We start from the raw sequence: 24,676 nt of genomic DNA, 5'->3' as shown, positions 1-24,676 counted from the left end.
ACTTACCCACTACATATGGGGGTGTGTAGTCAACAATCCGCTTTCAAACCTGTGTCTGTCATATAGCTACGTGAAAAATTGCTGCCCCAGGCGTATCTATAAATGCAGCAGAGTGAGTTGCAACAAAATATTGGTTGTCCGTGTTCATGTTGAGATATTCTACCAGCTTCCTTTGAAGCAATGGATGAAGGTGTAGCTCTGGCTCTTCTATACAAAATATCTTATTATTCTCAATTGTGCAAAATGATGCAATCATGATAACCTCGTGAATTCCCGTTCCCAGAGAACGCAGAGGAAGAACTTTATTGTCCATATGTACCAAAATGTGCTCACGATTGTGCGGTATCTCAATAAAGGCATCTTTCTTGCCAGTTACAGTCTGGAGAAATAGGTTTATTTTGTTAAAAATCTCTCTCTCTTCACGTTTATCATGATCAGGACTCTGGATTTCAGCAAGCCGGTCGATAAGGCCGCGCCCACTGAAGTCCCCAAACTCTCCACCTTTGGGACCAATCTGACGAAGAGCTGGAATTGAGTGGACGCTTGGGAATTGCATAGATTGACAATTCAAGATTGCGTCCATCACATCTGTGATCCATTCCCTGACGCTTCCGCCAGAGACGTATTGAGTAAATATTTGCCAAAGCTTACTCCAATGAACTCGACCCAAGCCCTGACCGATTACACTCGGCTCTACATTAAGGCAGAATGAGAATCCACGTCCACCATCAAAGGGGCAGTTGATCCAGATTAGGCCATCCTCTGAAACATGATCCACTATTATCTTAATATCATCTTCAATAATACTATTTCCTTTGATTTTTGCGTCATAAGCGTTATGTATGTTTTTAATAAACTCCAGCGCGTCAACCGCAATGGTCATAGATGGCTTGCCTGTTATCGCGCCTCGATGCTCATCAAGAGCATCCATCGCAGCTCTTTTTCTACTGCGTCCTGATAAACTCAGTCCATCATTAACAGTATACAGATATGAGCTGATAAAACTAAGAACCGTTGATTTTCCAGAATTGTTTGCGCCGATAAAATAGTTAAATTTCCTGAAAGGAGAAAGCCTTTGCTCATCACTTCCGATCCCTCTGTAGAATTTGATTCCAATTCCTTTCAAGAAATTACTCATTAGTATCCTCTACATTTTCAAATATTGGGATATTAGATAAACTGATGTCGCGTATAGCTCGGCAGAACGCAACACAAAAGCGTCCAAGACAAATGGCCTGCAAAAGTTTATCTCATGATCTTCCTAGCTATTAAACTCCCGGGTTGATCTGAACTTCTACCGTCGCAACCGTTGAAATTCAAGCCCCAATCGCCCTTCAGGGCGCGGATCAAAATCCCGCCTCAATGAACCCAAGGCATTGATTCCGTTCGGTCAAGTGGAGGTTTTGATAGGCACTCTTGCTCTGTCGAAAGCCTCGCGGTCTAACGGAGTGATGCCCATCTGCCGGGTATCATGGAAAATCATCTGCTGTGCTTTGCGCGGCTGGCCCATGCTGTGGCGCGCCGCGCGCTCCCCGTACTTCTGAGCAAGTACGCCCGCCCTGCCTATCGCCCCTCCAGCCTGTTTGCCGCTCTGCTTGTGAAGGAGCATCTCCGCCTAAACTATCGCGGCTTGGAGGATCTGCTGCGGATCTCGGGCCAACTTCGCCGCCTGTTTGGCTTCCTGAGCGTCCCCGACCACTCCACCTTCTGGTGGTTCGCCCGCCGCTGGCTCAGTGCCAAACTGGTGGCGTCGGCTTTGGCGGAGACCGTGCGCCGGGTCAAACGCGATGGCCAGCGGTGCCAAGTTGCCCTGGACAGTACAGGGCTCTGGCTCAGCCATACCTCACGGTATTCCGAATGGCGGGCGAAACGCGAGCGCGGTCAGCGTGGATGGCTGAAGTGGGCGTTGGCTATGTGGGTAGGCCCGCAAATGCTTTTGGCACAACGGGTTCGTCCCGGACCAGCGGGCGATTTCCCCGATCTGGTCCCGCTGGCGACTGACGCCTCTGCGGTGATGTCCTTCGACGAAGTGATCGCGGACGCCGGGTACGACAGTGAGGCCAATCATCGCTTCTGCCGCGAGACGTTGGGCGTCCATTCCCTCATCCCGGCGAAGAAGCGGCGCTCGATCAAGGTCATCGCAACCACCCCATACCGGCAGGAGATGCACCGACTGCTCAATGACCCAGGGGATGCTGTCAGCAAGCGTGCTTACCGGCAGCGTTGGAAGGTCGAAACCGTCATGTCCGTCGCGAAGCGGAGGTGGGGCGAGGCTCTATCCGCCCGCACAGACCTCACGCAACGGTCTCAGGCGCTGCTCAGAGGCGTCGTCTACAACGTCAACCGCCTTGTTCTCCTTGGTATTTCGGCCTGAGGCTTTCGACAGAGCAAGGCACTCTTACACCCGGCCAGGAACATTCTGACTGCTGCGTTCATACGCCACGCAGGCTTCGGCCCTACCGGGCCGCAGCCGCCGTCACGGCCGGATACGGAGTTCAGGAGCCAAGATATCCCGGACCCGGTATTACACCCGCTCGAAGATCGCGGCGATGCCCTGGCCGCCGCCGATGCACATCGTCACCAGGGCGTAGCGACCGCCGGTGCGGTGCAGCTCGTGGATCGCCTTCACCGTGATGATGGCGCCGGTCGCCCCGACCGGGTGGCCCAGCGAGATGCCGGAGCCGTTCGGGTTGACCTTGGCCGGGTCGAAGTCCAGCTCGCGCATCACCGCGCAGGCCTGCGCGGCGAACGCCTCGTTCGATTCGATCACGTCGAGGTCGGCGACCGACAGGCCGGTGCGCTCCAGCACCTTGCGGGTCGCCGGGATCGGGCCGATGCCCATATGGTCCGGCTCGACGCCGGCGTGGGCGTAGCCGACCAGGCGCGCCAGCGGCGTCAGCCCCAGCGCCGCGGCACGGCGGGCGTCGGCCAGCACCACCGCCGCGGCGCCGTCGTTGAGGCCCGACGCGTTGCCGGCGGTCACCGAGCCGTCCTTCTTGAAGACCGGCTTCATCTTGGCCAGCGCCTCGGGCGTGACGTCGGCGCGAACATGCTCGTCGGTGTCGAAGACGATGGTGCCCTTGCGCGACGCGATCTCCACCGGGACGATCTGCTCCTTGAAGCGGCCCTCGGCGATGGCGTGGGCGGCGCGGCGCTGGCTTTCGAGCGCCAGGGCGTCCTGAGCGGCGCGGTCGATGCCGTAGCGGGCGGCGACGTTCTCGGCGGTGACGCCCATGTGAATCTTCTGCCACGGGTCGTGCAGGATGCCGTTCATGTAGTCGACCAGCGACCCGTCGCCGAGACGGGTGCCCCAGCGCGCGCTCGGCACGAAATAGGGGCCGCGGCTCATCGATTCGGCGCCGCCGCCGATGGCGAGGTCGCAGTCGCCCAGCGCGATCGACTGCGCCGCCGAGATGATCGCCTGAAGGCCCGAGCCGCACAGCCGGTTGACGTTGAAGGCCGGCGTGCCGATGGGAATGCCGGCGTCGATGGCGGCGACGCGGCTGAGATAGGCGTCGTTGGTCTCGGTCGGGATGACGTTGCCCATCACCACATGGCCGACGGTGTCGGCGGCGGTGCCGGAGCGCTCCAGTGCCGCCTTGACCGCCACGGTGGCGAGTTGGGTCAGCGGCACATCCTTCAGGCTGCCGCCGAAGCCGCCGATGGCGGTGCGGGCGGTGCCGACGATGACGATGTCGTTCTGCATGGTCGGGTCCAGTTCTCGGGCGGTGATGGGGGTCAACGGGCGTTGAGTCAGCGGCCGGTGAAGGCCGGCTTGCGCTTGCCGACGAAGGCACCGACGCCTTCGCGGAAATCGGCGGTGGCGGCGGTGGCGCGGAAGCGGTCGGCCTCGGCGTCCAGCTGGCCGTCCAGCGTCCGGGTGAAGGACTGCCGCAGCAGGTGGCGGATGCCGGCGTAGGCCACGGTCGGCCCGGCGGCGAGCCGCGCCGCGAGGGCGGCGGTCTCCTCCGCCAGCGCCACCGCCGGCACCACCCGGTTGACCAGCCCGATCCGCAGGGCCTCGGCCGCGTCGATCACCTCGGACAGCATCGCCAGCTCCATGGCGCGGCGCAGCCCGACCAGACGCGGCAGATGGAAGGTGCCGGAGCCGTCCGGCGTGGCGCCGATGCGGGCGTAGGCCATGGTGAATTTCGCGTCGTCGGCGGCGATGCAGAGATCGGCGGCGCAGGCGAGGCTCATCCCCGCCCCGGCCACCGGCCCATGCACCGCGGCCAGCACCGGAACGTCGAGCCGGTCGAGGATGCGCAACGCCTCGTGCAGGTGCGCGATGATGGCGCCGGCCACCGCCGGGGCGGCGGCGGGATCGTCGTTGAAACGGCTGACATCGCCACCGGCCATGAAGCCGCGGCCGTTCCCGGCGATCACCAGAACGCGCGTCGGTCCCTCCGTCCCCTCCTCCGCCACGCTGCGGCAGGCGTCGCGGAAGGCGGCGGCGGTCGACTCGTCCAGCGCGTTCAGCACGGCCGGACGGTTCAGCCGGATCCACGCCACGCCGCCCTCGCGGGTGAGCAGGACCGCTGGGGCCGGAATCGGTGGGACGGTGTCGGTCATCGTGGCGTCTCCCGAATATCTACCTTTTGGAAGGTATGTTACCGAACAGTATGTCAGGACAGCGGTGGCCGTCAACGCGCCGGCGGTCCGCATAAATAACAGTAAATTTTTGCTAAATTGGCGGCTTATTCTCTTGTTATGAAATATTCTTTCATGTAACGTACTCCACCAATCCAACCTCCCCAATCCATGAAACACCGGGCATCAACCGATGAAATGGCTGAAATCGCTTCTCGTCGCCGGCCTGTTGCAGGTCGCGGCCGTCTCCGCCGCCCAGGCCCAGGCGGATTTGGACCGCATCAAGACGGACGGCGTGATGAAGATCGGGACGGAGGGGACCTACGCCCCCTTCACCTATCATGACGCCTCCGGCGCGCTCGTCGGCTTCGATGTGGAGATCGGACGCGAGATCGCCAAGCGGATCGGCGTGAAGGCGGAGTTCCTGGAAGGCAAGTGGGACGGCCTGATCGCCGGCCTGGACGCCCGCCGCTACGACGCCGTGATCAACCAGGTCGGCATCACCGAGGCTCGCAAGGCCAAGTACGACTTCTCCGAGCCCTACATCGCCAGCCGCGCGGCGCTGATCGTCCGCGGCGACAACGACGCCATCAAGGGCTTCGCCGACCTGAAGGGCAAGAAGTCGGCCCAGTCGCTGACCAGCAACTTCGGCAAGCTGGCCGAGGCGTCGGGCGCCCAGCTCGTCGGCACCGACGGCTTCGACCAGTCGATCCAGCTCGTCCTCAACGGCCGGGCCGACGCGACGGTCAACGACAGCCTGTCCTTCCTGGACTTCAAGAAGCAGAAGCCCGACGCCAACGTGAAGGTGGTGGCGACCCAGGACAAGGCCGACTATTCCGGCATCATCGTCCGCAAGGGCGAGGCCGCGCTGGTCGCCGCGATCAACGGCGCGCTGGAGGCGATGAAGGCCGACGGCACCTACAAGACGATCTCGCAGAAGTATTTCGGCGAAGACGTTTCGAAGTAAGGGCGGCCTTGGGGAGCCGCCGCGCTCCCCCGCCCCCGCAGTCCTGAGAGGCATCGTCCCCGTGCTGCACTGGCTTACCCTGATGGCGGGCTCGCTTCCGTCGATGCTGTGGGCGGCGCTGGTCTTCACCGTTCCGTTGACGCTGGCCTCCTTCGCGCTCGGCCTGATGGTCGGGCTGGTGACGGCGGTGATCCGGCTGTTCGGTCCGGCACCGCTGGCCGCCGCCGTCCGTTTCTATGTCTGGATCATCCGCGGCACGCCGCTGCTGGTGCAGCTTTTCCTGATCTTCTACGGCCTGCCCAGCGCCGGCATCGTGCTGGACGCCTTTCCGGCGGCGCTGATCGGCTTCACGCTGAACGTCGGCGCCTACACGTCGGAGATCATCCGCGCGGTGATCGGCTCCGTACCGAAGGGCCAGTGGGAGGCCGCCTATTCGATCGGCATGAGCTGGTCCCAGGCGATGCGGCGCACCATCCTGCCGCAGGCCGCCCGCGTGGCGGTGCCGCCGCTGTCCAACAGCTTCATCTCGCTGGTCAAGGACACCTCGCTCGCCGCCGCCATCACGGTGCCGGAGCTGTTCCAGGCCGCCCAGCGCATCGTCGCGACGACCTACGAGCCGCTGATCCTGTATGTCGAGGCGGCCCTGATCTATCTGGTGCTGAGTTCCGTCCTGTCGGCGCTGCAGGTCCGGCTGGAACAGCGGCTCGGCCGCTACGGCGGTTTCCTGGAGGCCAAGTCGTGATCCGGCTGTCGACCATCGAAAAGCGCTTCGGCGACCTGACCGTGCTGAAGGGCGTGACGCTGACCGTGGCGGAGGGGCGGGTCACCGCGCTGATCGGTCCGTCCGGCGGCGGGAAAAGCACGCTGCTGCGCTGCATCAACCTGCTGGAAATCCCGACTTCCGGCACCGTCCGCATCGGCGAGGAGGAGCTGGCCTTCCACCCCGGCGGCAAGCCCGGCTGGAAGGACATCCAGCGGCTGCGCGGCCAGACCGGCATGGTGTTCCAGAACTTCCAGCTCTTCCCGCACCGCACCGCGGTCGAGAATGTGATGGAGGGGCTGGTCACCGTGCAGAAATGGCCGGCCGAGAAGGCGCGCGATCGCGCCATGGCCCTGCTGACCAAGGTCGGGATGGCGCACAAGGCCGATGCCTGGCCGGCGACGCTGTCGGGCGGGCAGCAGCAGCGCGTCGCCATCGCCCGCGCGCTGGCGCCCTCCCCCCGCGTGCTGCTGTGCGACGAGCCGACCTCCGCCCTTGATCCCGAACTGTCGGGCGAGGTGGTGGAGGTGCTGGGCCGGCTGGCCGAGGAGGGCACCACCATGGTGATGGCGACCCACGACCTGCGCCTCGCCTCGCGGATCGCGCACGAGGTGGTCTTCCTCGACGGCGGTCAGGTGGTGGAGACCGGCCCCTCCCGCATGCTGTTCACCCGGCCGACCCACGAGCGCACCCAGCGCTTCATCGCGACGCTGACCCAGCAGGGTCAGCATGGGGAGGCGGTCTAGCGGCCGACCGAGGGGCGGCGTGCCAAGGTGTCGCAGGGGAACGCTGTTCCCCCGCCGGCCGGTCGGGGGTAAAGCCGCGGCGATGCCCCCGTCTCATCCGTTCCTCTCGACCGACCGTTCCTCATCGATGACCGACCTGCCGAGCCGCTGCCCAAGCCACTGCCCAAGCCACTGCGATGTCCTGGTGGTCGGGGGCGGCCTCGCGGCGCTCTGTGCCGCGCTGTCGGCCCGCCGGGCGGGCGCGTCGGTCGTGCTGCTGGAAGCGGCACCGAAGGCGGAGCGCGGCGGCAACGCGCGGCACTCCCGCAACCTGCGGGTCATGCATGACGGGCCGACCCGCTGGGTCCGGGGCCGTTACGACGCCGACAACTTCCGCTCCGACCTGCGGCGCGTCACCGGCGGGTATCTGGGCGGCGGGTCCCTGGGCGGTGGCCCCTTGGGCGACGGAAGCGTGGACGAGGCCCTGGCCGGCCTGCTGATCCGCGAGTCCGCCGGCATCGTCGCGTGGCTGGCGGACAACGGCGTCCACTTCCAGGACCCCGGCGACGGCGTCCTGCCCTATTCCCGCAAGACCGCCTTCCTGCTCGGCGGCGGGCAGGCGCTGGTCAACGCGCTGTACGCGACCGCCGCGCGGCTGGGCGTCGATATCCGCTACGACAGCGCGGTGCGGGCGCTCGACCTGGGGGATGCGGCGCGGCCCGCCGTCGTCGTCCGCCACCGGGATGGCGAGAGCGCGCTGGCGGCGCGGGCGGTCGTCGTCGCGTCCGGCGGGTTCCAGGCAAACGGCGACTGGCTGCGGGAGCGTTGGGGCGCGGTCGCCGACAACGCCGTCGTCCGCGGCACCCGCCACGCCACCGGCACGGCGCTGAAGGCGCTGCTCGACCACGGCGCCCAGCCGGTCGGCGACCCGGCCCACGGCCATATGGTCGCGGTGGATGGGCGTTCCCCTCGCTTCGACGGCGGCATCGTCACCCGGCTCGACGGCATCGCCCACGGCATCGTCGTCGACCGCGACGGCCAGCGCTTTGCCGACGAAGGGGCGGACAGCGGACCGACGCGCTACGCGGTCTGGGGCGAGCGCGTCGCGCGCTGTCCGGACGGTCTCGCCTTCATGATCTTCGACGCGACGATCGAGCGGCGCTTCCGCCCGTCGATCTTCCCGGCGATCCGGGCCGAGAGCGTCGGCGCGCTGGCGGCGGCGCTGGGAATCGCGCCGGCGGCGCTGGAGGCGACGGTGAGCCGCTTCAACGCCGCGGTGCGCCCCGGCGGCGGGCCGGAGGATGGCCGCACCGACGGCATCACGCCGCCGAAGACCCGGCACGCCGCCCCCATCCTGGTCCCGCCCTTCGGCGCCTATCCGGTGCGGGCCGGCGTCACCTCCACCAGCCTGGGCGTCCGGGTCGATCCGACGGCGCGGGTGCTGGACGGCGGCGGGCGGCCGCTGGGCAGCGTCTTCGCCGCCGGCGTGGTCATGGCGCCCAACATCCTCGGCCGCGGCTATCTGGCGGGATCGGCGATGACCATCGGCGCCGTCTTCGGACGCATCGCGGGACGGGAGGCCGCCCGGCATGCGCGGGGATGAGGACGGCCTGACAGCGCTCGTCGAGGAGGCGCGCTGGGCGCTGGACGTCTGCAACGCCTGCCAGTTCTGCGACGGCTATTGCGCCGTGTTCCCGGCCCTGAAACGGCGGCAGAGCCTGGCGCTGGCCGATCTGGCCTTGCTGTCGAACCTCTGCCACAACTGCCGGTCCTGCTATCACGCCTGCCAGTACGCGCCGCCGCACGCCTTCGCCGTCAACCTGCCGAAGAGCCTGAGCCGGCTGCGGCACCAGTCCTACCGGGACCATGCTTGGCCGAAGGCATTGGCAGGCCGGCTGCGGCGCAACGGACGCTTCGTCCTGTCGGTCACGCTGCTGGCGGTGGTCGCAACGCTGCTGCTGGCGGTCCTGTGGCTGCCGCCGGAGGTTCTTCTGGGCCGGCATGCGGGGCCGGGGGCCTTTTACCGGGTGCTGCCCTGGGGGGTCATCGCCGGGGCCGCCGGTCTTGCGGCGGGCTGGTCGCTGCTGGCGGTCGGGCTGGGGGTCGTTGCCTTCTGGCGCAGCCTGGGGCCGCCGCCCGCCGGGGCGGCAATGCTGCCGGCCCTGCGCGAGGCGTTGCGCGACGCCGCGACTCTGCGGAACCTCGGCGGTGGCGGCGTCGGCTGCAACGACCGCGACGAGCGCTTCTCGCAGGCGCGCCGCCGGTTCCATCACGCCATGGCCTACGGCTTCGCCCTCTGCTTCGCCTCCACCATGGTCGCGACGGCGTACGACCACCTGCTGGGCTGGCCGGCGCCCTACCCGGTGCTGAGCGCGCCGGTCCTTCTGGGATGCCTGGGCGGCGCCGGGCTGATGGTCGGCACCGCCGGGCTGGCGCTGCTGCAGCGCCGCGCCCACCCCGGGCCGGTGGCGCCTGAGTTGATCGGCGCCGACCGTGCCCTGCTGGCGCAACTGTTCCTGACGGCGGCCAGCGGGTTCTGCCTGCTGGCGGCGCGGGAGACACCGGCGATGGGGCCGCTGCTGGCGATCCATCTCGGGATCGTGCTGGGATTCTTCATCACCCTGCCTTGCGGCAAGTTCCTGCACGCGCCGTTCCGCGCCGCCGCTTTGCTGCGCGCCGCCCTGGAACGGCAGGCCTCCGGCAATGGAAGGTCGCGGTGAGCCCGCGCCGCCGCAGCCCTGGGTTTTCCTTGACGATAATCTTCGCCGAAACGTCGCAGCTCTGGCCGGCGTGATGCGAAGACTGCCGCTTCCTCTGATCGGTTGTCTCCGATACAGTCCGTGACAATGGGTTCCTGCCGCAGGGCGGGCGCCTGCCGTGGTCGCCGGTATCACCGGCGCGGTTTTGGAGGAGAGTGGTGTTGGAGACGCCGCGGGCAGGCGATCGAGAGTCGACGGGCGATGACCTGGTCACGCTGCTGGACCAGGTCAGCCGGCTGGTCTATGGCGTCGGCTTCGCCGAGGGGCTGTTCCCGGCGCAATGGGTGGCGCTGCGCTATTTCCACGAATCGTCGGAACCGGCGCGGACGCTGACGGCGCTGGCCCGCTTCCAGAAAATCCACCTCGCCCCGGTGTCGCGCACCGTCTCCACCCTGGAGGACAAGGGGCTGCTGGTGCGCCGGCCGCATCCCGGATTCAAGCGCGGCTGGCTGTTCGACCTGACGGATGAGGGACGGACGCTGCTCGACCGCGACCCCCTCCGCCTGTCGCTCGGGCCGCCGATCGCCGACATGGCGACGGACGAGCGGGCGCAGTTCGGCCGCCTGCTGAAGCGCGTCATCACCCACATGCAGGCCGGCGCCCCCGCCGAGGACACGGCCGGGGCCGCGCCCGTCGTCTGAGCCGCCGGCCTGCTCCGCATCAGAACGTCAGCCGCTCGATGTTCTGAAGCACCAGTTCATGCCCGTTCTGATCGTGCAGCGTCCCCGACCATTCGGTGTGGAAGGTCAGGCCGTGGCCCGACGGGTCGAGCGTGTAGCTGTTGTGGTCGATCTGGTCCAGCCAGTTGCCGACGCCGCCGGCGAAGCTGCCCATCTGCACCACGTCGGTCCAGCCCGCCCCGCCGTCGATGGTCAGGTTGCCGTCGCGCGGCGCGAAGATGAACAGGTCGTCGCCGGCCCCGCCCGCCATGGCGGTCGTGCCGCTGCCGGCGTGGAGGGTGTCGGCGCCGGCGCTTCCGGTCAGCGTCGCGTCCGCCGCCACCAGGACCTGCACCGCCAGCGGGTCGCTGGCGGCGCCCTGCTGGTCGGTCACCGTTACTTCCAGCGTCCGCGTGCCGGAGCCGGCGGGGGTCAGGGCCAGATGGTGGAGGATGTCGGTGTAGGTCGCGGTCGAGGCGTTGCCCGCCAGCGACAGCTGGTGGGTGCCGCCGTCCCAGCTGACCTCGATCCCGGTGCCGGCGACCGTCTTGCGCCCGGTGTCGGGGTCGGTGGCGATGGTCAGGCTGTCGAGGTTCAGGGTGTCGCCGTTCTGCGAGCCGGTGGCGATGCGGATCGTCAGGCCGGACATCACGCTGCTGTCGACGTCGGCGATGCTGGCGTCGCCCGCCACCGCCGGGCTGTCGGTGGCGCCGGCGGCGATCACCGTGGTGCCGTGGGCGGCGGCCAGCGTCGGCCGGTCGTTCACCGGATCGACCGTCACCGTCAGGTCCTGCGCCGCGGTGGCGGTGCTGGCGCCGTCATGGGCGGTCACCGTGACCGACAGGATGATGGTGCCGGTCGCGTCGGTCGGCGGCGTGTAGGTCAGGCCGGAGAGCTGGGCGGCGGTCAGGCTCCAGCTTCCGTCGGCGTTGTGGGTGCCGTGGTTCAGGCTGGCGCCATCGGGCACGCCGTCGATCCGCACCGTCACCGTCTCCGACCCGTCGAGGTCGGTCGGGACGGCGGTGATCGACAGCGCGATGGCGGTATCCTCCGACCCGTGGGTGTCGGCGACGGTCAGGGCGGGGGTGTCGGCGACCGGGGTCACCGTCACCGCCAGCGTGCCGACCGTCGTGGCCGCGGCGGCGGAGCCGTCCTTGGCCGTCGCGGTGACCGTCAGGGCGAAGTCGGCGCCGCTGTTCGCCGGCGGCGTGATCGTCAGGCCGGCAAGCTGGTCCGGCGTCAGCGTGATCGCGCCGCCGCTGATCGTCAGTGCGTCATGGGCGGTGTTGTGCAGGCTGGCGCCGTCGGGAATCCCCGACAACGTGATGGTCAGGGTTTCCGAGCCGTCGGTGTCGGTCAGCGCCGCCGCGACGTCCAGGGCGATGGCGCTGTCCTCGGCACCGGCCGCCGGGTGGACGGTCAGGGTCGGGGCGTCCGACAGCGGGAGGACCGCCACGGTCAGCGTCTGGACGGTGGACACCGGCGCGGCGGAACCGTCTTTGGCGGTGGCGGTGACGGTCAGGGTGAAGTCGACGTCGCTGTTCGCCGGCGGCGTGATCGTCAGGCCGGCGAGCTGCGCCGGCGTCAGGGTGATCGCGCCGTTGCTGATCGTCAGCGTGTCGTGGGCGCCGTTGCCGAGGCTGGCGCCGGTCGGGATTCCGCTGATGGTGACCGACAGAGTTTCCGACCCGTCGAGGTCGGTCAGCGCCGGGCTGATGCTCAGCGGGATCGCGGCGTCCTCGTTGCCGCTGGCCGCCGTGCCGGTCAGCGTCGGGGTGTCGGTCACCGGGGTTACCGTCACGGCCAGCGTCTGGCTCACCGCCACCGCATCGGCCACGCCATCCTTGGCGGTGGCGGTGACGGTCAGGGTGATGGCGGCGTCGCTGTTGGCCGGTGGCGTGATCGTCAGGCCGGCAAGCTGCGCCGGCGTCAGGGTGATCGCGCCGTTGCTGACCGTCAGCGTGTCGTGGGCGCCGTTGCCGAGGCTGGCGCCGGTCGGAATGCCGCTGATGGTGATCGTCAACGTTTCCGAGCCGTCGAGGTCGGTCAGCGCCGGGCTGATCACCAGCGGAATCGCGGCGTCCTCGTTGCCGCTGGCCGCGGTGACGCTCAGCGTCGGGGTGTCGGTCACCGGGTTTACCGTCACCAGCAGCGACGCGCTGGTGGTGGCCGCGGTGGCAGAGCCGTCCTTGGCGATCGCCGTCACGGTCAGGGTGAAATCGGCGTCGCTGTTGGCCGGCGGGGTGATCGCCAGACCGGCGAGCTGAGCCGGGGTCAGGGTGATCGAGCCACCGCTGATCGTCAGCGTGTCATGGGCGGTGTTGCTGAGGCTGGCGCCGTCGGGGATGCCCGACAGGGTGACGGTCAGGGCTTCCGAGCCGTCGAGGTCGGTCAGCGCCGGGGTGATGGTCAACGGGATCGCGCTGTCCTCGTTGCCGGTTGCCGCCGACACGCTCAGCGTCGGGCTGTCCGACACCGCGGCCAGGGTGATCGGCACGGTCACGACGGTGGTGGCGGTCGTGCCGTTGGACTCGATGCTGACGGCGGTGACGGTCAGGGTGATGGCGGCGTCGCTGTTGGCCGGCGGCGTCAGCGTCAGCCCGGTGAGCTGGGCCGGGGTCAGCGTCCAGCTTCCGTCGGCGTTGTGCGTCCCGGCGGACAGGGTCGCCCCGGTCGGCACCCCGGCGATGGTCAGCAGGCCCAGCCGCTCCGACCCGTCGGTGTCGGCCAGCGCCACCGCGAGGTTGAGGGGCACCGCCGTGTCCTCGGTCCCGGTCAGCGGGGTCGCGGTGACGATGGGCTGGTCGGCGACCGGATCGACGCCGATGCGGAACTGCTGGCTGCTGGTGGCGCTGGCGCCGGTCGCCCGCTCCGTCGCCGTCGCGGTCAGGGTCAGGGTGAAGTCGGTGCCGCTGTCGGCCGGCGGCCGCAGCTTCAGCCCGGTCAGCTGGGCGGCCGTCAGGGTGATCGCCCCGGCCGTCGGCGTCAGAACGGTGCCGCCGGCATCGACCAGCGTGGCGCCGCCCGGCAGGCCGGACAGGACGACGCTCAGCGTCTCCGACCCGTCGGTGTCGACCAGCGCCGCCGACAGGTTCAGCGCGATCAGCGAATCCTCGCTGCCCGAGGCGTTGGCGACGCTGATGGCGGGCGCGTCGGCCACCGCCGTCACCGTCACATGGACGGCGGCGCTGGTGCTGGCCGTGCTCTTGTTGGAGCTTTCCAGGCTGCTGGCGGTCAGCGTCAGGTCCACGCCGCCGGACATGTTGCGCGGCGGCGTCACCGTCAGCCCGGCCAGATCGGCCGGCTTCAGGGTCCAGGAGCCGTCGCCGTTGTTGGAGCCATGGTTCAGCACCGCGCCGTCCGGCAGGCCGGACAGGATGATGGCCAAGCTCTCCGACCCGTCGGTGTCGACCAGCGCCGCCGACAGGTCCAGCGCGATGGCGGTGTCCTCCGTCCCCGTCGCGTCGTGGACAATGGCGAGGGGCGCGTCGGCGACCGCGGCGTAGGTGACGGAGACGGCTTTGGTCGACCAAGCCGCCGTCGCGGTGCCGTCCTGGGCGGCGGCCTGCACGGTCAGGGTGACGGTGCCGGCGTAGTTGGCCGGCGGCGTCAGCGTCAGCGCGGCGCGATCCGCGGCGGACAGGCCGGTGAGATCGTAGACGCCGCTGCCCAGATCGGTGCCGCCCGACAGGGTGAAGCCGGCCGGCACGGTCACCTTCAGGGCGGTGATCACCTCGCCGGTGCCGACCAGATCGGTGACCGCGGCGGAGATGGACAGGCCGGCGGCCTGGTCCTCATGCGCCGCGGCGGCGCTGGCGGAGATGGCGGGCGCGTCGCTGACCGGCGCCACGTCGATCGACAGCGTCCTGGTGGTGGTCGCCCGGTCGGCGTTGCTGGTCTCCCGCGCCACCGCGGTGACGGTGAGCTGGTAGGTGCCGCTGGCGTCGGCCGGCGGGGTGAACTTCAGCCCGGCGACCTGCGCCGGGGTCAGCACCCAGCGGCCGGGATGGGTGGAATCCTGGAAGCCGGCCGACAGCGTGGCGCCGGTCGGCACCCCGTCGATGACGACGCTGGCCAGCAGTTCGGAGCCGTCGGTGTCGGTCAGCGCCGCCCTGATGTCCAGCGCGATGGCCGTATCCTCGTTGCCGGTGGCGGTCTGCACCGTCAGCGACGGCGCGTCGGCGACCGCGGTGACCGTCACCGGCAGCGACAGCGTCGTCTGGCCATGGCTGCTGCCCGAGGTGACGACGACGCCCAGCGTGAAGTCGGCGTCGCTGTCGTGCGGCGGCGTGATCGTCAGGCCGGCAAGCTGCGCCGCCGTCAGCGTGATCGAGCCGTTCGTGATGGTCAGCGTGTCGTGATTGGTGTTGCTGAGGCTGGCGCCGGTCGGAATGCCGGTCAGCGTGACCTCGGACACGGTCTGCCAATCCGCCAGACCGCTGTCGATGCGCAGAGCCACCGCCGTGTCCTCGCCGGTGGTGACGGCCGACGGCCGGTCGCTGCCGACGCCGGTGACCGGATCGACCGTCCCGCCGGTGCCACCGGTGCCGCCGGTTCCACCCGTCCCGCCGCTGCCGCCGGACGAGCCCTGGGCGACGCTCCAGCTCACGACGAAGCTGTCGGACACGGTGGCGTTGCGGTCGCCCTCGCTTTCGATGCTGAAGGGCCGGACGGTCAGCGTCAGGCTGCCCTGGTCGTAGGTCTGGCTGCCGCTGGTGACGGTGGTGTGGGTGATGCCGGTCGCGTTGGCGTCCAGCACGGTCAGCTTCAGGCCGCCCTCGGCCAGGGCCGCCGCGTAGTCGGACGGGGTCAGCGTCCAGGTGCCGTCGCCGTTGTCCAGGCCGCGCGACAGGACCGAGCCCTTCGGCACGCCGTCGATGACGACCGCCAGCGATTCCGACCCGTCGGTGTCCTTGAGGACCGCGTTCAGGTTCAGCACCATGTTGGTCGGCACGCCGGTCGTCGACTGGTCGTCGACGTGGTAGGCCTCCAGCGCCCCGCTGGCGGCCCGCGACATCGGCGCGTCGGCGACGGCGGTGACCACCACGTCCGGGGTGTAGGTCCGGGTCAGGCTGTCGCTGCCGTCGACCACCGTCACCGAAACGGTGATGCGGAAATCGTCGGCGCTGTCTTCGGGAACATGCAGGCGGAGGCCGCCGAGCTTGGCCGGGTCGACCGTCCAGCTGCCGTCGCCGTTGTCGGTCAGGGCGCCGGCCACCGTGCTGGTCAGCGTCACACCGGTCGGCAGGCCGGAGATGACGATGGCGGTGATGTGCTCCGACCCGTCGCTGTCGCCGGTCAGGGCGGAGATCGTCAGCGGGATGCCGCCGGCCTTGTCCTCGGGCGCGCTGGCGCCGATCGAGACGACCGGCTCGTCCGCCTTGGGATCGATGGTGACGGTCAGGTCGCGGGTTTCCTTCAGCATGCCGCCCGACGTCACGCCGTTGACGGTGATGATGGGCGCCCCGTTGCTGTCGGTGGTGATGACGTCCACCTTCAGCGCCACCGTGCCGGCGAAGTCGGCCTTGGTCGTCAGCGTCAGCTCGTTGCGGTAGGCCGCATCGACCGACCAGCGGCCGTTGCCGAGATAGACCAGACCGCTCTCGTGCCCGGCGGCCAGCGACAGCGAGGCGCCGTCCGGCAGGTTGCTGATCACCAGCGACAGCCGCTCCGACCCGTCGGTGTCGGTCAGTTGCAGATTGCCGAGCCGCAGGTTGATCGCCGTGTCCTCGGTCCCGCCGGCGCTGAGCGCGCCGCTCGGCGTCGCCGCATCGGCGACGCCCTGCACCTCGACATGGACGGTCACCGGGGTCGCGTCGGCGAAGGAGCTGTTCGAGGTCTCCGTCGCCCGCGCGGTGAAGGTCAGGTCGAAGCCGCTGTTGGAGTTGGACGGCGGCGTGATCGTCAACCCGGCGAGCTGCGCCGGCGTCAGGGTGATGCTGCCGTTGCTGATCGTCAGCGTGTCGTGGGCGGCGTTGCTGAGGCTGGCGCCGGCGGGGATGCCGCTGATGGTGATGGTCAGCCTCTCCGACCCATCGGTGTCGGTCAGGGCGGCGATCACCGACAGCGGGATGGCGGTGTCCTCGCGCCCCACGGCGCTTGCCGCCGAGAGGACCGGGGTGTCGGCCACCGCGTTGACCGTCACCGCGAAGGACAGCGGCGCCGAGGTGGCGGTGGTCAGCCCTTCCACCGAGGTGGCGGTGACGGTCAGCGTCACCGCACCGGAATAGTTCAGCGGCGGCGTGAAGGTCAGGCCGGTCAACTGCGCCGGGGTCAGCGTCCAGCTGCCGTCGGCGTTGTGGGTGCCGGCGGACAGCCTCGCCCCCTCCGGCACGCCGGTGATGGTGACGTGGTCGAGCGTCTCGCCGGTGGTGTCGGACAGCGCGGCGGTGACCGCCAGCGGGATGGCGCTGTCCTCGTTGCCCGACACCGGCAGGACGCCGACGATCGGGGCGTCGGCCACGCCGGTCACGGTGATCGACAGCGACGCCGGGGCCGACACCGCGGTCGAGCTGTTCTCGCCCTCCTTCGAGGTCGTGGTGACGCTCAGCGTGATGGTGCCGGAGAAGTCGTGCGGCGGGGTGATGCGCAGCCCGGCCAGCTCCGCCGGGGTCAGCGTCCAGACGCTGGTGCCGTCGGATTGGGTGACGGAGCTGCCGGCGCTGAGGCTCGCGCCCGCCGGCACGCCGGATATGGTGATGGCGCTGATGCTCTCCGACCCGTCGGTGTCGGTCAGGGCCGGCGTGATCGTCAGCGCGACCGCGGTGTCTTCGTCGGTCGCCGCCGCCGCCACGGTCACGGTGGGCGCGTCGGCCACCGCGTCGACGGTGATCACGCCGGTCGCCGTCTGGACGCCGTGCGCGGCGCCGGTGCCGCTGCCGTCGATGGTCCCGACCTTGAGGCTGTAGCCGAGGTCGGCGCCGGAATCATGGGCGGTGACGACGGTCAGCCCCCGGACGGTCCAGGCACCGGCGCTGCCGGTGACCACGGCCAGCGCCGAGGTCGGGATGCTCCAGCCGTAGTTGCCCGCGGCGTCGGGGCCGCTGCGCGTCAGCTCGACGCCGTTCAGGTACAGCTTCGCCCCGCCGGCGTCCTGCTGGGCGGCGGGGATCAGCAGGGTGACGCTTTCCACGACCTCCGGGCTGGCGGCGTCGACGTCGCTCAGCGTGATGGTCGGGGCCAGCGCGATGCCGCCCGCCGCGTCCTCGTTGCCGCGGGCGTTCAGCGTGGTGATCTGGAAGGCGTCGGCGACCGGCACCACCGTGATCGTCTGCACCGCGGTGGAGGTGCCGCCATAGCCGTCGGTCACGGTGAAGGTGAAGCTGTCGGTGCCGCTGAAATCGGCGTCGGGCGTGTAGGTGAAGCGGCCGTCGGCGTTCACCACCAGCGTGCCGTGCGTCAGCCGCACCGGCTGGCCGTCGTCGCCCGGACCCTTGTAGGTCAGCGTCTCGTCGGTGCGGCCCTTGACGATGTCCTGGTCGGTGGCGCCCAGGCGGCCGGACACCGCCGTGTCCTCGGCGGTGGCGGTGGTCGCCGCCGTGGCGGTCGGGGCGTAGTTCAGCGCCTGGCGGACGTTGACCGGCTGGCCGTCGACATAGAGTTCGATCTTCTCGAAATCCACCACCTTCAGGCCGAGCGCCGACAGCGTGGTGGCGCTGCTGGTGGAGGTGTCGGTGGTGGAGGCGTTCGCCTTGGCGCCCGCCGTCTCGATCGTGTCGCGCAGCGTGCGCAGGTCGGCCAGGATCGCCGTGTTGGACAGCTGGGCGCTGGTGAGCATCACCCGGAAGGTGTCGATGCCGGTGTCGGCGTCCTGGAGTTCGGGGTTGGTCGAGGTGCCGCCGTCGGTGCCGACGGTGAAGATCGACAGGTCGTCGCCCGCCCCGCCGTTGACGGTGTCCCGGCCGGCGCCGCCGGTGATGGTGTCCTTGCCGGCGCCGCCGATCAGCACGTTGGTGCCGCTGTCGCCGGTGATGACGTCGTCGTAGGCCGAACCGGTGACGTTCTCCAGGTTGCGCAGGGCGTCGGTGCCCTCGCCGGTGCCGACACCGGTCGCGAGGTTGGCGTTCACCGGGCCGGCGGCGCCGGCGTAGGTCACCGTGTCGGTGCCGGTGCCGCCGTCCAGGCTGTCGTCGCCCAGCCCGCCGCGCAGGGTGTCGTTGCCGGCCCCGCCATAGAGCGTGTCGTTGCCGTCGCCGCCATCCAGGCTGTCGGCACCTTGCGGCGTGTTGGTGAAGCTGACGGTCAGGGTCTTGACCGTGCTGGTCGCCGTGCTGCCGTTCTCCTGTTCGACCGAGGTGGCGGTGACGCTCAGCGTGATCGGGTGGCTGCTGTCGCCCTCCAGGGCGGTCAGCGTCAGCCCGCTGAGCTGCGCCGGTGTCAGCGTCCAGGTGGTGGTGCCGTTGGTTTCCGTCACAGGGTCGCCGGCACTGAGCCTCGCCCCGGCCGGAACGCCGGAAATCACCAGCTTGGCGATCGATTCCGACCCGTCGGTGTCCGACAGGGTGGCGCCGACGGTCAGGGCGGTCGTGAAGGTGCCGGTGCCGTCGCCGTAGATCACGTCGTCGCCGGCGCCGCCGGTGATGGTGTCGTTGCCGGCGCCGCCCGACAGCGTGTCGTTGCCGGCGGTGCCGGTCAGCGTGTTGTTCTGGCCGACGGCGAGGTTGTAGGTGACCGGGGTGACGGTGGCGACCGGCGCGTCGGCGACCGCGATGACCGTTACCGCCAGCGTCTGCTGCACGGCCACCGAACCGGCCACCCCGTCCTTGGCGGTCGCGGTGACCGTCAGGGTGAAATCGACGTCGCTGTCGTGCTTCGGCGTGATCGTCAGGCCGGCAAGCTGAGCCTTCGTCAGGGTGATCGAGCCACCGCTGATCGTCAGCGTGTCGTGAGCGGTGTTGCTGAGGCTGGCCCCGGTCGGGATGCCGCTGATGGTGATCGTCAGCGTCTCAGACCCGTCCGTGTCGGTCAGGGCCGACGCGATGTCCAGCGCGATGGCGGTGTCTTCATTGCCGCTGGCCGGTTGGACGGTCAGCGTCGGGGTGTCGGTCACCGGGTTTACCGTCACCGCCAGCGTCTTGGTCACCGGCACCGCGTCGGCCACACCATCCTTGGCGGTGGCGGTGACCGTCAGCGTGAAGTCGACGTCGCTGTTCGGCGGCGGTGTGATCGCCAAACCCGCAAGCTGGGTCGGCGTCAGGGTGATCGAGCCGCCGCTGATCGTCAGCGCGTCGTGAGCCGTGTTGCTCAGGCTGGCTCCGGCGGGGATGCCGCTGATGGTGATCGTCAGCGTCTCCGAGCCGTCGGTGTCGGTCAGCGCCGGGGTGATGGTCAGCGGGATTGCGCTGTCTTCATTGCCGGCTGCCGCCGACACGCTCAGCGTCGGCGTGTCGGTCACCGGGTTTACCGTCACCGCCAGCGTCTTGGTCACCGGCACCGCATCGGCCACACCGTCCTTGGCGGTGGCGGTGACCGTTAGGGTGAAGTCCACGTCGCTGTTGGCCGGCGGCGTGATCGCCAAACCCGCGAGCTGGGTCGGCGTCAGGGTGATCGAGCCGTTGCTGATCGTCAGCGCGTCGTGAGCCGTGTTGCTCAGGCTGGCACCCGTGGGGATGCCGCTGATGGTGATGGTCAGCGTCTCCGAGCCATCGGTATCGGCCAGCGCCGGAGTGATCGTCAGCGGAATCGCGCTGTCTTCGTTGCCGGTCGCCGCCGACACGCTGAGCGTCGGCGTGTCCGTCACCGGGTTCACCGTCACCGCCAGAGTCTTGGTCACCGGCACCGCGTCGGCCACGCCGTCCTTGGCAGTGGCGGTAACCGTCAGCGTGAAATCAACGTCGCTGTTCAGCGGCGGCGTGATCGTCAAACCCGCAAGCTGCGTCGGCGTCAGCGTGATCGAGCCGTTGCTGATCGTCAGCGTGTCATGGGCGGTGTTGCTGAGGCTGGCACCCGTGGGGATGCCGCTGATGGTGATCGTCAGCGTCTCCGAGCCGTCGGTGTCGGTCAGCGCCGGGCTGATCGTCAGCGGAATCGCGCTGTCTTCGTTGCCGGTCGCCGCCGACACGCTCAGCGTCGGCGTGTCCGTCACTGGGTTTACCGTCACCGCCAGAGTCTTGGTCACCGGCACCGCGTCGGCCACACCGTCTTTGGCAGTGGCGGTGACGGTCAGGGTGAAGTCGACGTCGCTGTTCGGCGGCGGCGTGATCGCCAAACCCGCAAGCTGGGTCGACGTTAGGGTGATCGAGCCGCCGCTGATCGTCAGGGTGTCGTGAGCGGTGTTGCTGAGGCTGGCGCCGGTCGGGATGCCGCTGATGGTGATGGTCAGCGTCTCAGACCCATCGATGTCGGTCAGCGCCGGACTGATCGTCAACGGAATCGCGCTGTCTTCGTTGCCGGCTGCCGCCGACACGCTCAGCGTCGGCGTATCCGTTACTGGATTCACCGTCACCGCCAGTGACTGGCTCACCGACACCGCATCGGCCACACCGTCTTTGGCGGTGGCGGTGACCGTCAGGGTGAAGTCGACGTCGCTGTTCGGCGGCGGTGTGATCGCCAAACCCGCGAGCTGGGTCGGCGTCAGGGTGATCGAGCCACCGCTGATCGTCAGCGTGTCGTGAGCCGTGTTGCTCAGGCTGGCTCCGGCGGGGATACCGCTGATGGTGATGGTCAGCGTCTCCGAGCCATCGGTATCGGTCAGCGCCGGGCTGATGGTCAGCAGAATCGCGCTGTCTTCGTTGCCGGCTGCCGCCGACACGCTCAGCGTCGGCGTGTCCGTCACCGGGTTGACGGTGACGAGCAGCGGGGCGCTGGTGCTGGCCGGAGCGGCGGTGCCGTCAGTGCTGGTCGCCGTCACCGTCAGGGTGAAGTCGACGTCGCTGTTCAGCGGCGGCGTGATCGTCAGGCCGGCAAGCTGCGTCGGCGTCAGCGTGATCGAGCCGCCGCTGATCGTCAGGGTGTCGTGAGCCGTGTTGCTCAGGCTGGCACCCGTGGGGATGCCGCTGATGGTGATCGTCAGCGTCTCAGACCCGTCCGTGTCGGTCAGCGCCGGGCTGATGGTCAGCGGGATCGCGCTGTCTTCGTTGCCGGTCGCCGCCGATACGCTCAGCGTCGGGGTGTCCGTCACCGGGTTGACGGTGACGAGCAGCGGGGCGGTGGTGGTGGCCTCCGTCGCGGAGCCATCCTTGGCGGTCGCGGTGACGGTCAGGGTGAAATCAACGTCGCTGTTGGCCGGCGGCGTGATCGCCAAACCCGCAAGCTGCTCCGGCGTCAAGGTGATTGAGCCACCGCTGATCGTCAGCGTGTCGTGAGCCGTGTTGCTCAGGCTGGCTCCGGCGGGGATGCCGCTGATGGTGATGGTCAGCGTCTCGGACCCATCGATGTCGGTCAGCGCCGGAGTGATCGTCAGCGGGATCGCGCTGTCTTCGTTGCCGGTCGCCGCCGATACGCTGAGCGTCGGGGTGTCCGTCACCGGGTTGACGATGACGAGCAGCGGGGCGCTGGTGCTGGCCGGAGCGGCGGTGCCGTCGGTGCTGGTCGCCGTCACCGTCAGCGTGAAATCAACGTCGCTGTTCAGCGGCGGCGTGATCGTCAAACCGGCGAGCTGCTCCGGCGTCAGCGTGATCGAGCCGCCGCTGATCGTCAGCGCGTCGTGAGCCGTGTTGCTCAGACTGGCTCCGGCGGGGATGCCGCTGATGGTGATGGTCAGCGTCTCCGAGCCGTCGGTGTCGGTCAGCGCCGGACTGATCGTCAACGGAATCGCGCTGTCTTCGTTGCCGGCTGCCGCCGACACGCTGAGCGTCGGGGTGTCCGTCACCGGGTTTACCGTCACCGCCAGCGGCTGGCTCACCGACACCGCGTCGGCCGCACCGTCTTTGGCGCTCGCGGTGACCGTCAGAGTGAAGTCGACGTCGCTGTTCGGCGGCGGTGTGATCGCCAAACCCGCAAGCTGGGTCGGCGTCAACGTGATCGAGCCGCCGCTGATCGTCAGCGTGTCGTGAGCGGTGTTGCTGAGGCTGGCACCGGTCGGGATGCCGCTGATGGTGACGGTCAGCGTCTCGGACCCATCGATGTCGGTCAGCGCCGGAGTGATCGTCAGCGGGATTGCGCTGTCTTCATTGCCGGTCGACGCCGATACGCTCAGCGTTGGCGTGTCCGTCACCGGGTTGACGGTGACGAGCAGCGGGGCGCTGGCGGTGGCCGCCGTCGCGGTGCCGTCCTTGGCGGTGGCAGTGACGGTCAGAGTGAAGTCGACGTCGCTGTTGGCCGGCGGCGTGATGGCGAGACCCGCAAGCTGCGTCGGCGTCAGCGTGATCGAGCCGTTGCTGATCGTCAGCGTGTCGTGGGCGCCGTTGCTCAGGCTGGCACCCGTGGGGATGCCGCTGATGGTGATCGTCAACGTTTCCGAGCCGTCGAGGTCGGTCAGGGCCGGGCTGATCGTCAGCGGGATTGCCGTGTCTTCATTGCCGGTCGCCGCCGATACGCTCAGCGTCGGGGTGTCCGTTACTGGATTCACCGTCACCGCCAGCGGCTGGCTCACCGACACCGCGTCGGCCACACCGTCCTTGGCGGTGGCGGTGACCGTCAATGTGAAGTCCACGTCGCTGTTCGTCGGCGGCGTGATCGTCAAACCGGCGAGCTGCTCCGGCGTCAGCGTGATCGAGCCGTTGCTGATCGTCAGCGTGTCGTGAGCCGTGTTGCTCAGGCTGGCTCCAGTCGGGATGCCGCTGATGGTGATGGTCAGCGTCTCCGACCCATCCGTGTCGGTCAGGGCCGGAGTGATCGTCAGCGGGATCGCGCTGTCTTCGTTGCCGGTCGCCGCCGATACGCTCAGCGTCGGGGTGTCGGTCACCGGGGTCACCGTCACCACCAGCGGGGCGGCGGTGTTCGCCACATTGGCCACGCCGTCCTTCGACGTCGCGGTGACGGTCAGGGTGAAATCGTCGTCGCTGTTCCAGGGCGGGGTGATCGTCAAACCGGCGAGCTGCGTCGGCGTCAACGTGATCGAGCCGCCGCTGATCGTCAGGGTGTCGCCGGCCGTGTTGTGCAGGCTCGCCCCCGTGGGGATGCCGCTGATGGTGACGGTCAGCACCTCGGAGCCGTCGGTGTCGGTCAGCGCCGGGGAGATCGTCAGCGGGATGACGGCGTTCTGCACTCCGGTCGCGTTCTGCACGCTCAAGCTCGGGGCGTCCGACACCGGGTTGACGGTAACGAGAAGAGGCGTGCTGGTGCTGGCCGGAGCGGCGCTGCCGTCGGTGCTGGTCGCCGTCACCGTCAAGGTGAAGTCGACGTCGCTGTTGGCGGGAGGCGTGATCGCCAGACCGGCAAGCTGCGCCGGCGTCAGCGTGATCGAGCCGTTGACCACCGTCAGCGGGTCGCCGGCCGTGTTGGTCAGGCTGGCCCCCGCGGGAATGCCCGACAGGGTGAAGGACAGCAGCTCCGATCCGTCGGCGTCCGGCTGCGCGGCGCTGATGATCAGCGGAATGGCGGTGTCTTCGTCACCGGTTGCCGGCGTGGTGGTCAGGACCGGCGTGTCGGACACCGGAGCGACGGTGACGAGCAGCGGGGCGCTGGTGCGGACGGGATCAGCCACACCATCCTTGGCGATCGCGGTCACCGTCAGCGTGAAGTCGACGTCGCTGTTGGCCGGCGGCGTGATCGTCAAACCCGCAAGCTGCGTCGGCGTGAGGGTGATCGAGCCGCCGCTGATCGTCAGCGTGTCGTGAGCGGTGTTGCTCAGGCTGGCACCCGTGGGGATGCCGCTGATGGTGATCGTCAGCGTCTCCGACCCGTCTGTGTCGGTCAGAGCCGGGCTGATCGTCAGCGGAATCGCGCTGTCTTCATTGCCGGTCGCCGCCGACACGCTCAGCGTCGGCGTGTCCGTGACCGGGTTCACTGTGACGAGCAGCGGGGCGCTGGTGGTGGCCTCCGTCGCGGTGCCATCCTTGGCGGTCGCGGTGACGGTCAGGGTGAAATCAACGTCGCTGTTGGCCTGCGGCGTGATGGCGAGACCGGCAAGCTGAGCCGGCGTCAGGGTGATCGAGCCGCGGCTGATCGTCAGCGTGTCGTGAGCGGCGTTGCTCAGGCTGGCACCCGTCGGGATGCCGCTGATGGTGACGGTCAGCGTCTCCGACCCGTCGGTGTCGGTCAGCGCCGGAGTGATCGTCAGCGGGATCGCGCTGTCTTCGTTGCCGGCTGCCGCCGACACGCTCAGCGTCGGCGTA

General features: G+C 68.6%; 11 protein-coding genes. 7 read left to right on the top strand and 4 right to left on the bottom strand.

The features are described from left to right. Window positions 1-58: 58 nt before the first annotated feature. Window positions 59-1,138 carry an AAA family ATPase gene (locus tag TSO352_RS25745; RefSeq protein WP_109109963.1) on the bottom strand — a complete coding sequence of 360 codons (1,080 nt, stop codon included), beginning with the start codon at window positions 1,136-1,138 and terminating at the stop codon, window positions 59-61. 333 nt (window positions 1,139-1,471) lie between these two features. Here TSO352_RS25745 and TSO352_RS25740 point away from each other — a divergent pair, with 333 nt between their 5' ends. After that, window positions 1,472-2,374: a transposase gene (locus TSO352_RS25740; RefSeq protein ID WP_109109962.1), complete on the top strand. Its 903-nt coding sequence runs from the start codon at window positions 1,472-1,474 to the stop codon at window positions 2,372-2,374. A gap of 150 nt (window positions 2,375-2,524) precedes the next feature. On the opposite strand, the gene TSO352_RS25735 is transcribed toward TSO352_RS25740, so the two are convergent. Beyond that, a complete protein-coding gene (locus TSO352_RS25735) occupies window positions 2,525-3,706 on the bottom strand; it encodes an acetyl-CoA C-acyltransferase family protein (RefSeq protein ID WP_109109961.1) in 1,182 nt (393 codons plus the stop codon). A 47-nt stretch (window positions 3,707-3,753) separates the two neighbouring features. Next, window positions 3,754-4,572: an enoyl-CoA hydratase-related protein gene (locus TSO352_RS25730; protein ID WP_109109960.1), complete on the bottom strand. Its 819-nt coding sequence runs from the start codon at window positions 4,570-4,572 to the stop codon at window positions 3,754-3,756. A gap of 211 nt (window positions 4,573-4,783) precedes the next feature. On the opposite strand from TSO352_RS25730, the gene TSO352_RS25725 reads away from it, so the two are divergent. From TSO352_RS25725 to TSO352_RS25700, 6 genes are all read left to right on the top strand, one after another. Continuing rightward, window positions 4,784-5,557 carry an amino acid ABC transporter substrate-binding protein gene (locus TSO352_RS25725; protein ID WP_109109959.1) on the top strand — a complete coding sequence of 258 codons (774 nt, stop codon included), beginning with the start codon at window positions 4,784-4,786 and terminating at the stop codon, window positions 5,555-5,557. Between the two features lie 82 nt (window positions 5,558-5,639). After that, a complete protein-coding gene (locus tag TSO352_RS25720) occupies window positions 5,640-6,299 on the top strand; it encodes an amino acid ABC transporter permease (protein ID WP_199231771.1) in 660 nt (219 codons plus the stop codon). Then, window positions 6,296-7,063 carry an amino acid ABC transporter ATP-binding protein gene (locus TSO352_RS25715; RefSeq protein ID WP_109109957.1) on the top strand — a complete coding sequence of 256 codons (768 nt, stop codon included), beginning with the start codon at window positions 6,296-6,298 and terminating at the stop codon, window positions 7,061-7,063. Before TSO352_RS25720 ends, TSO352_RS25715 begins: the two co-directional genes overlap by 4 nt. Window positions 7,064-7,190: 127 nt before the next feature. Then, complete coding sequence (gene tcuA, locus TSO352_RS25710) at window positions 7,191-8,645, top strand: FAD-dependent tricarballylate dehydrogenase TcuA (RefSeq protein WP_109109956.1); 1,455 nt, start codon at window positions 7,191-7,193, stop codon at window positions 8,643-8,645. Then, the gene (tcuB, locus tag TSO352_RS25705; RefSeq protein WP_109109955.1) at window positions 8,632-9,762 is read left to right on the top strand and encodes a tricarballylate utilization 4Fe-4S protein TcuB; all 1,131 of its coding nucleotides are present in this window, start codon (window positions 8,632-8,634) and stop codon (window positions 9,760-9,762) included. Before tcuA ends, tcuB begins: the two co-directional genes overlap by 14 nt. Before the next feature lie 197 nt (window positions 9,763-9,959). After that, window positions 9,960-10,442 carry a MarR family transcriptional regulator gene (locus TSO352_RS25700; protein ID WP_109110878.1) on the top strand — a complete coding sequence of 161 codons (483 nt, stop codon included), beginning with the start codon at window positions 9,960-9,962 and terminating at the stop codon, window positions 10,440-10,442. A gap of 19 nt (window positions 10,443-10,461) precedes the next feature. On the opposite strand, the gene TSO352_RS25695 is transcribed toward TSO352_RS25700, so the two are convergent. Continuing rightward, the gene (locus TSO352_RS25695; protein ID WP_247872433.1) at window positions 10,462-24,660 is read right to left on the bottom strand and encodes an Ig-like domain-containing protein; all 14,199 of its coding nucleotides are present in this window, start codon (window positions 24,658-24,660) and stop codon (window positions 10,462-10,464) included. Window positions 24,661-24,676 lie beyond the last annotated feature (16 nt).

The organism is Azospirillum sp. TSO35-2 (assembly GCF_003116095.1).
GTDB lineage: Bacteria > Pseudomonadota > Alphaproteobacteria > Azospirillales > Azospirillaceae > Azospirillum.
The sequence above is the reverse complement of the archived record's forward strand: the minus strand, read 5'-3'. Positions and strand labels throughout refer to the sequence as shown.

Coding starts and splice junctions, on each gene's coding strand:
- TSO352_RS25745 (WP_109109963.1), bottom strand. CDS start 1,138: ATGAGTAATTTCTTGAAAGGAATTGGAATCAAATTCTACAGAGGGATC.
- TSO352_RS25740 (WP_109109962.1), top strand. CDS start 1,472: ATGGAAAATCATCTGCTGTGCTTTGCGCGGCTGGCCCATGCTGTGGCG.
- TSO352_RS25735 (WP_109109961.1), bottom strand. CDS start 3,706: ATGCAGAACGACATCGTCATCGTCGGCACCGCCCGCACCGCCATCGGC.
- TSO352_RS25730 (WP_109109960.1), bottom strand. CDS start 4,572: ATGACCGACACCGTCCCACCGATTCCGGCCCCAGCGGTCCTGCTCACC.
- TSO352_RS25725 (WP_109109959.1), top strand. CDS start 4,784: ATGAAATGGCTGAAATCGCTTCTCGTCGCCGGCCTGTTGCAGGTCGCG.
- TSO352_RS25720 (WP_199231771.1), top strand. CDS start 5,640: ATGGCGGGCTCGCTTCCGTCGATGCTGTGGGCGGCGCTGGTCTTCACC.
- tcuA (WP_109109956.1), top strand. CDS start 7,191: ATGACCGACCTGCCGAGCCGCTGCCCAAGCCACTGCCCAAGCCACTGC.
- tcuB (WP_109109955.1), top strand. CDS start 8,632: ATGCGCGGGGATGAGGACGGCCTGACAGCGCTCGTCGAGGAGGCGCGC.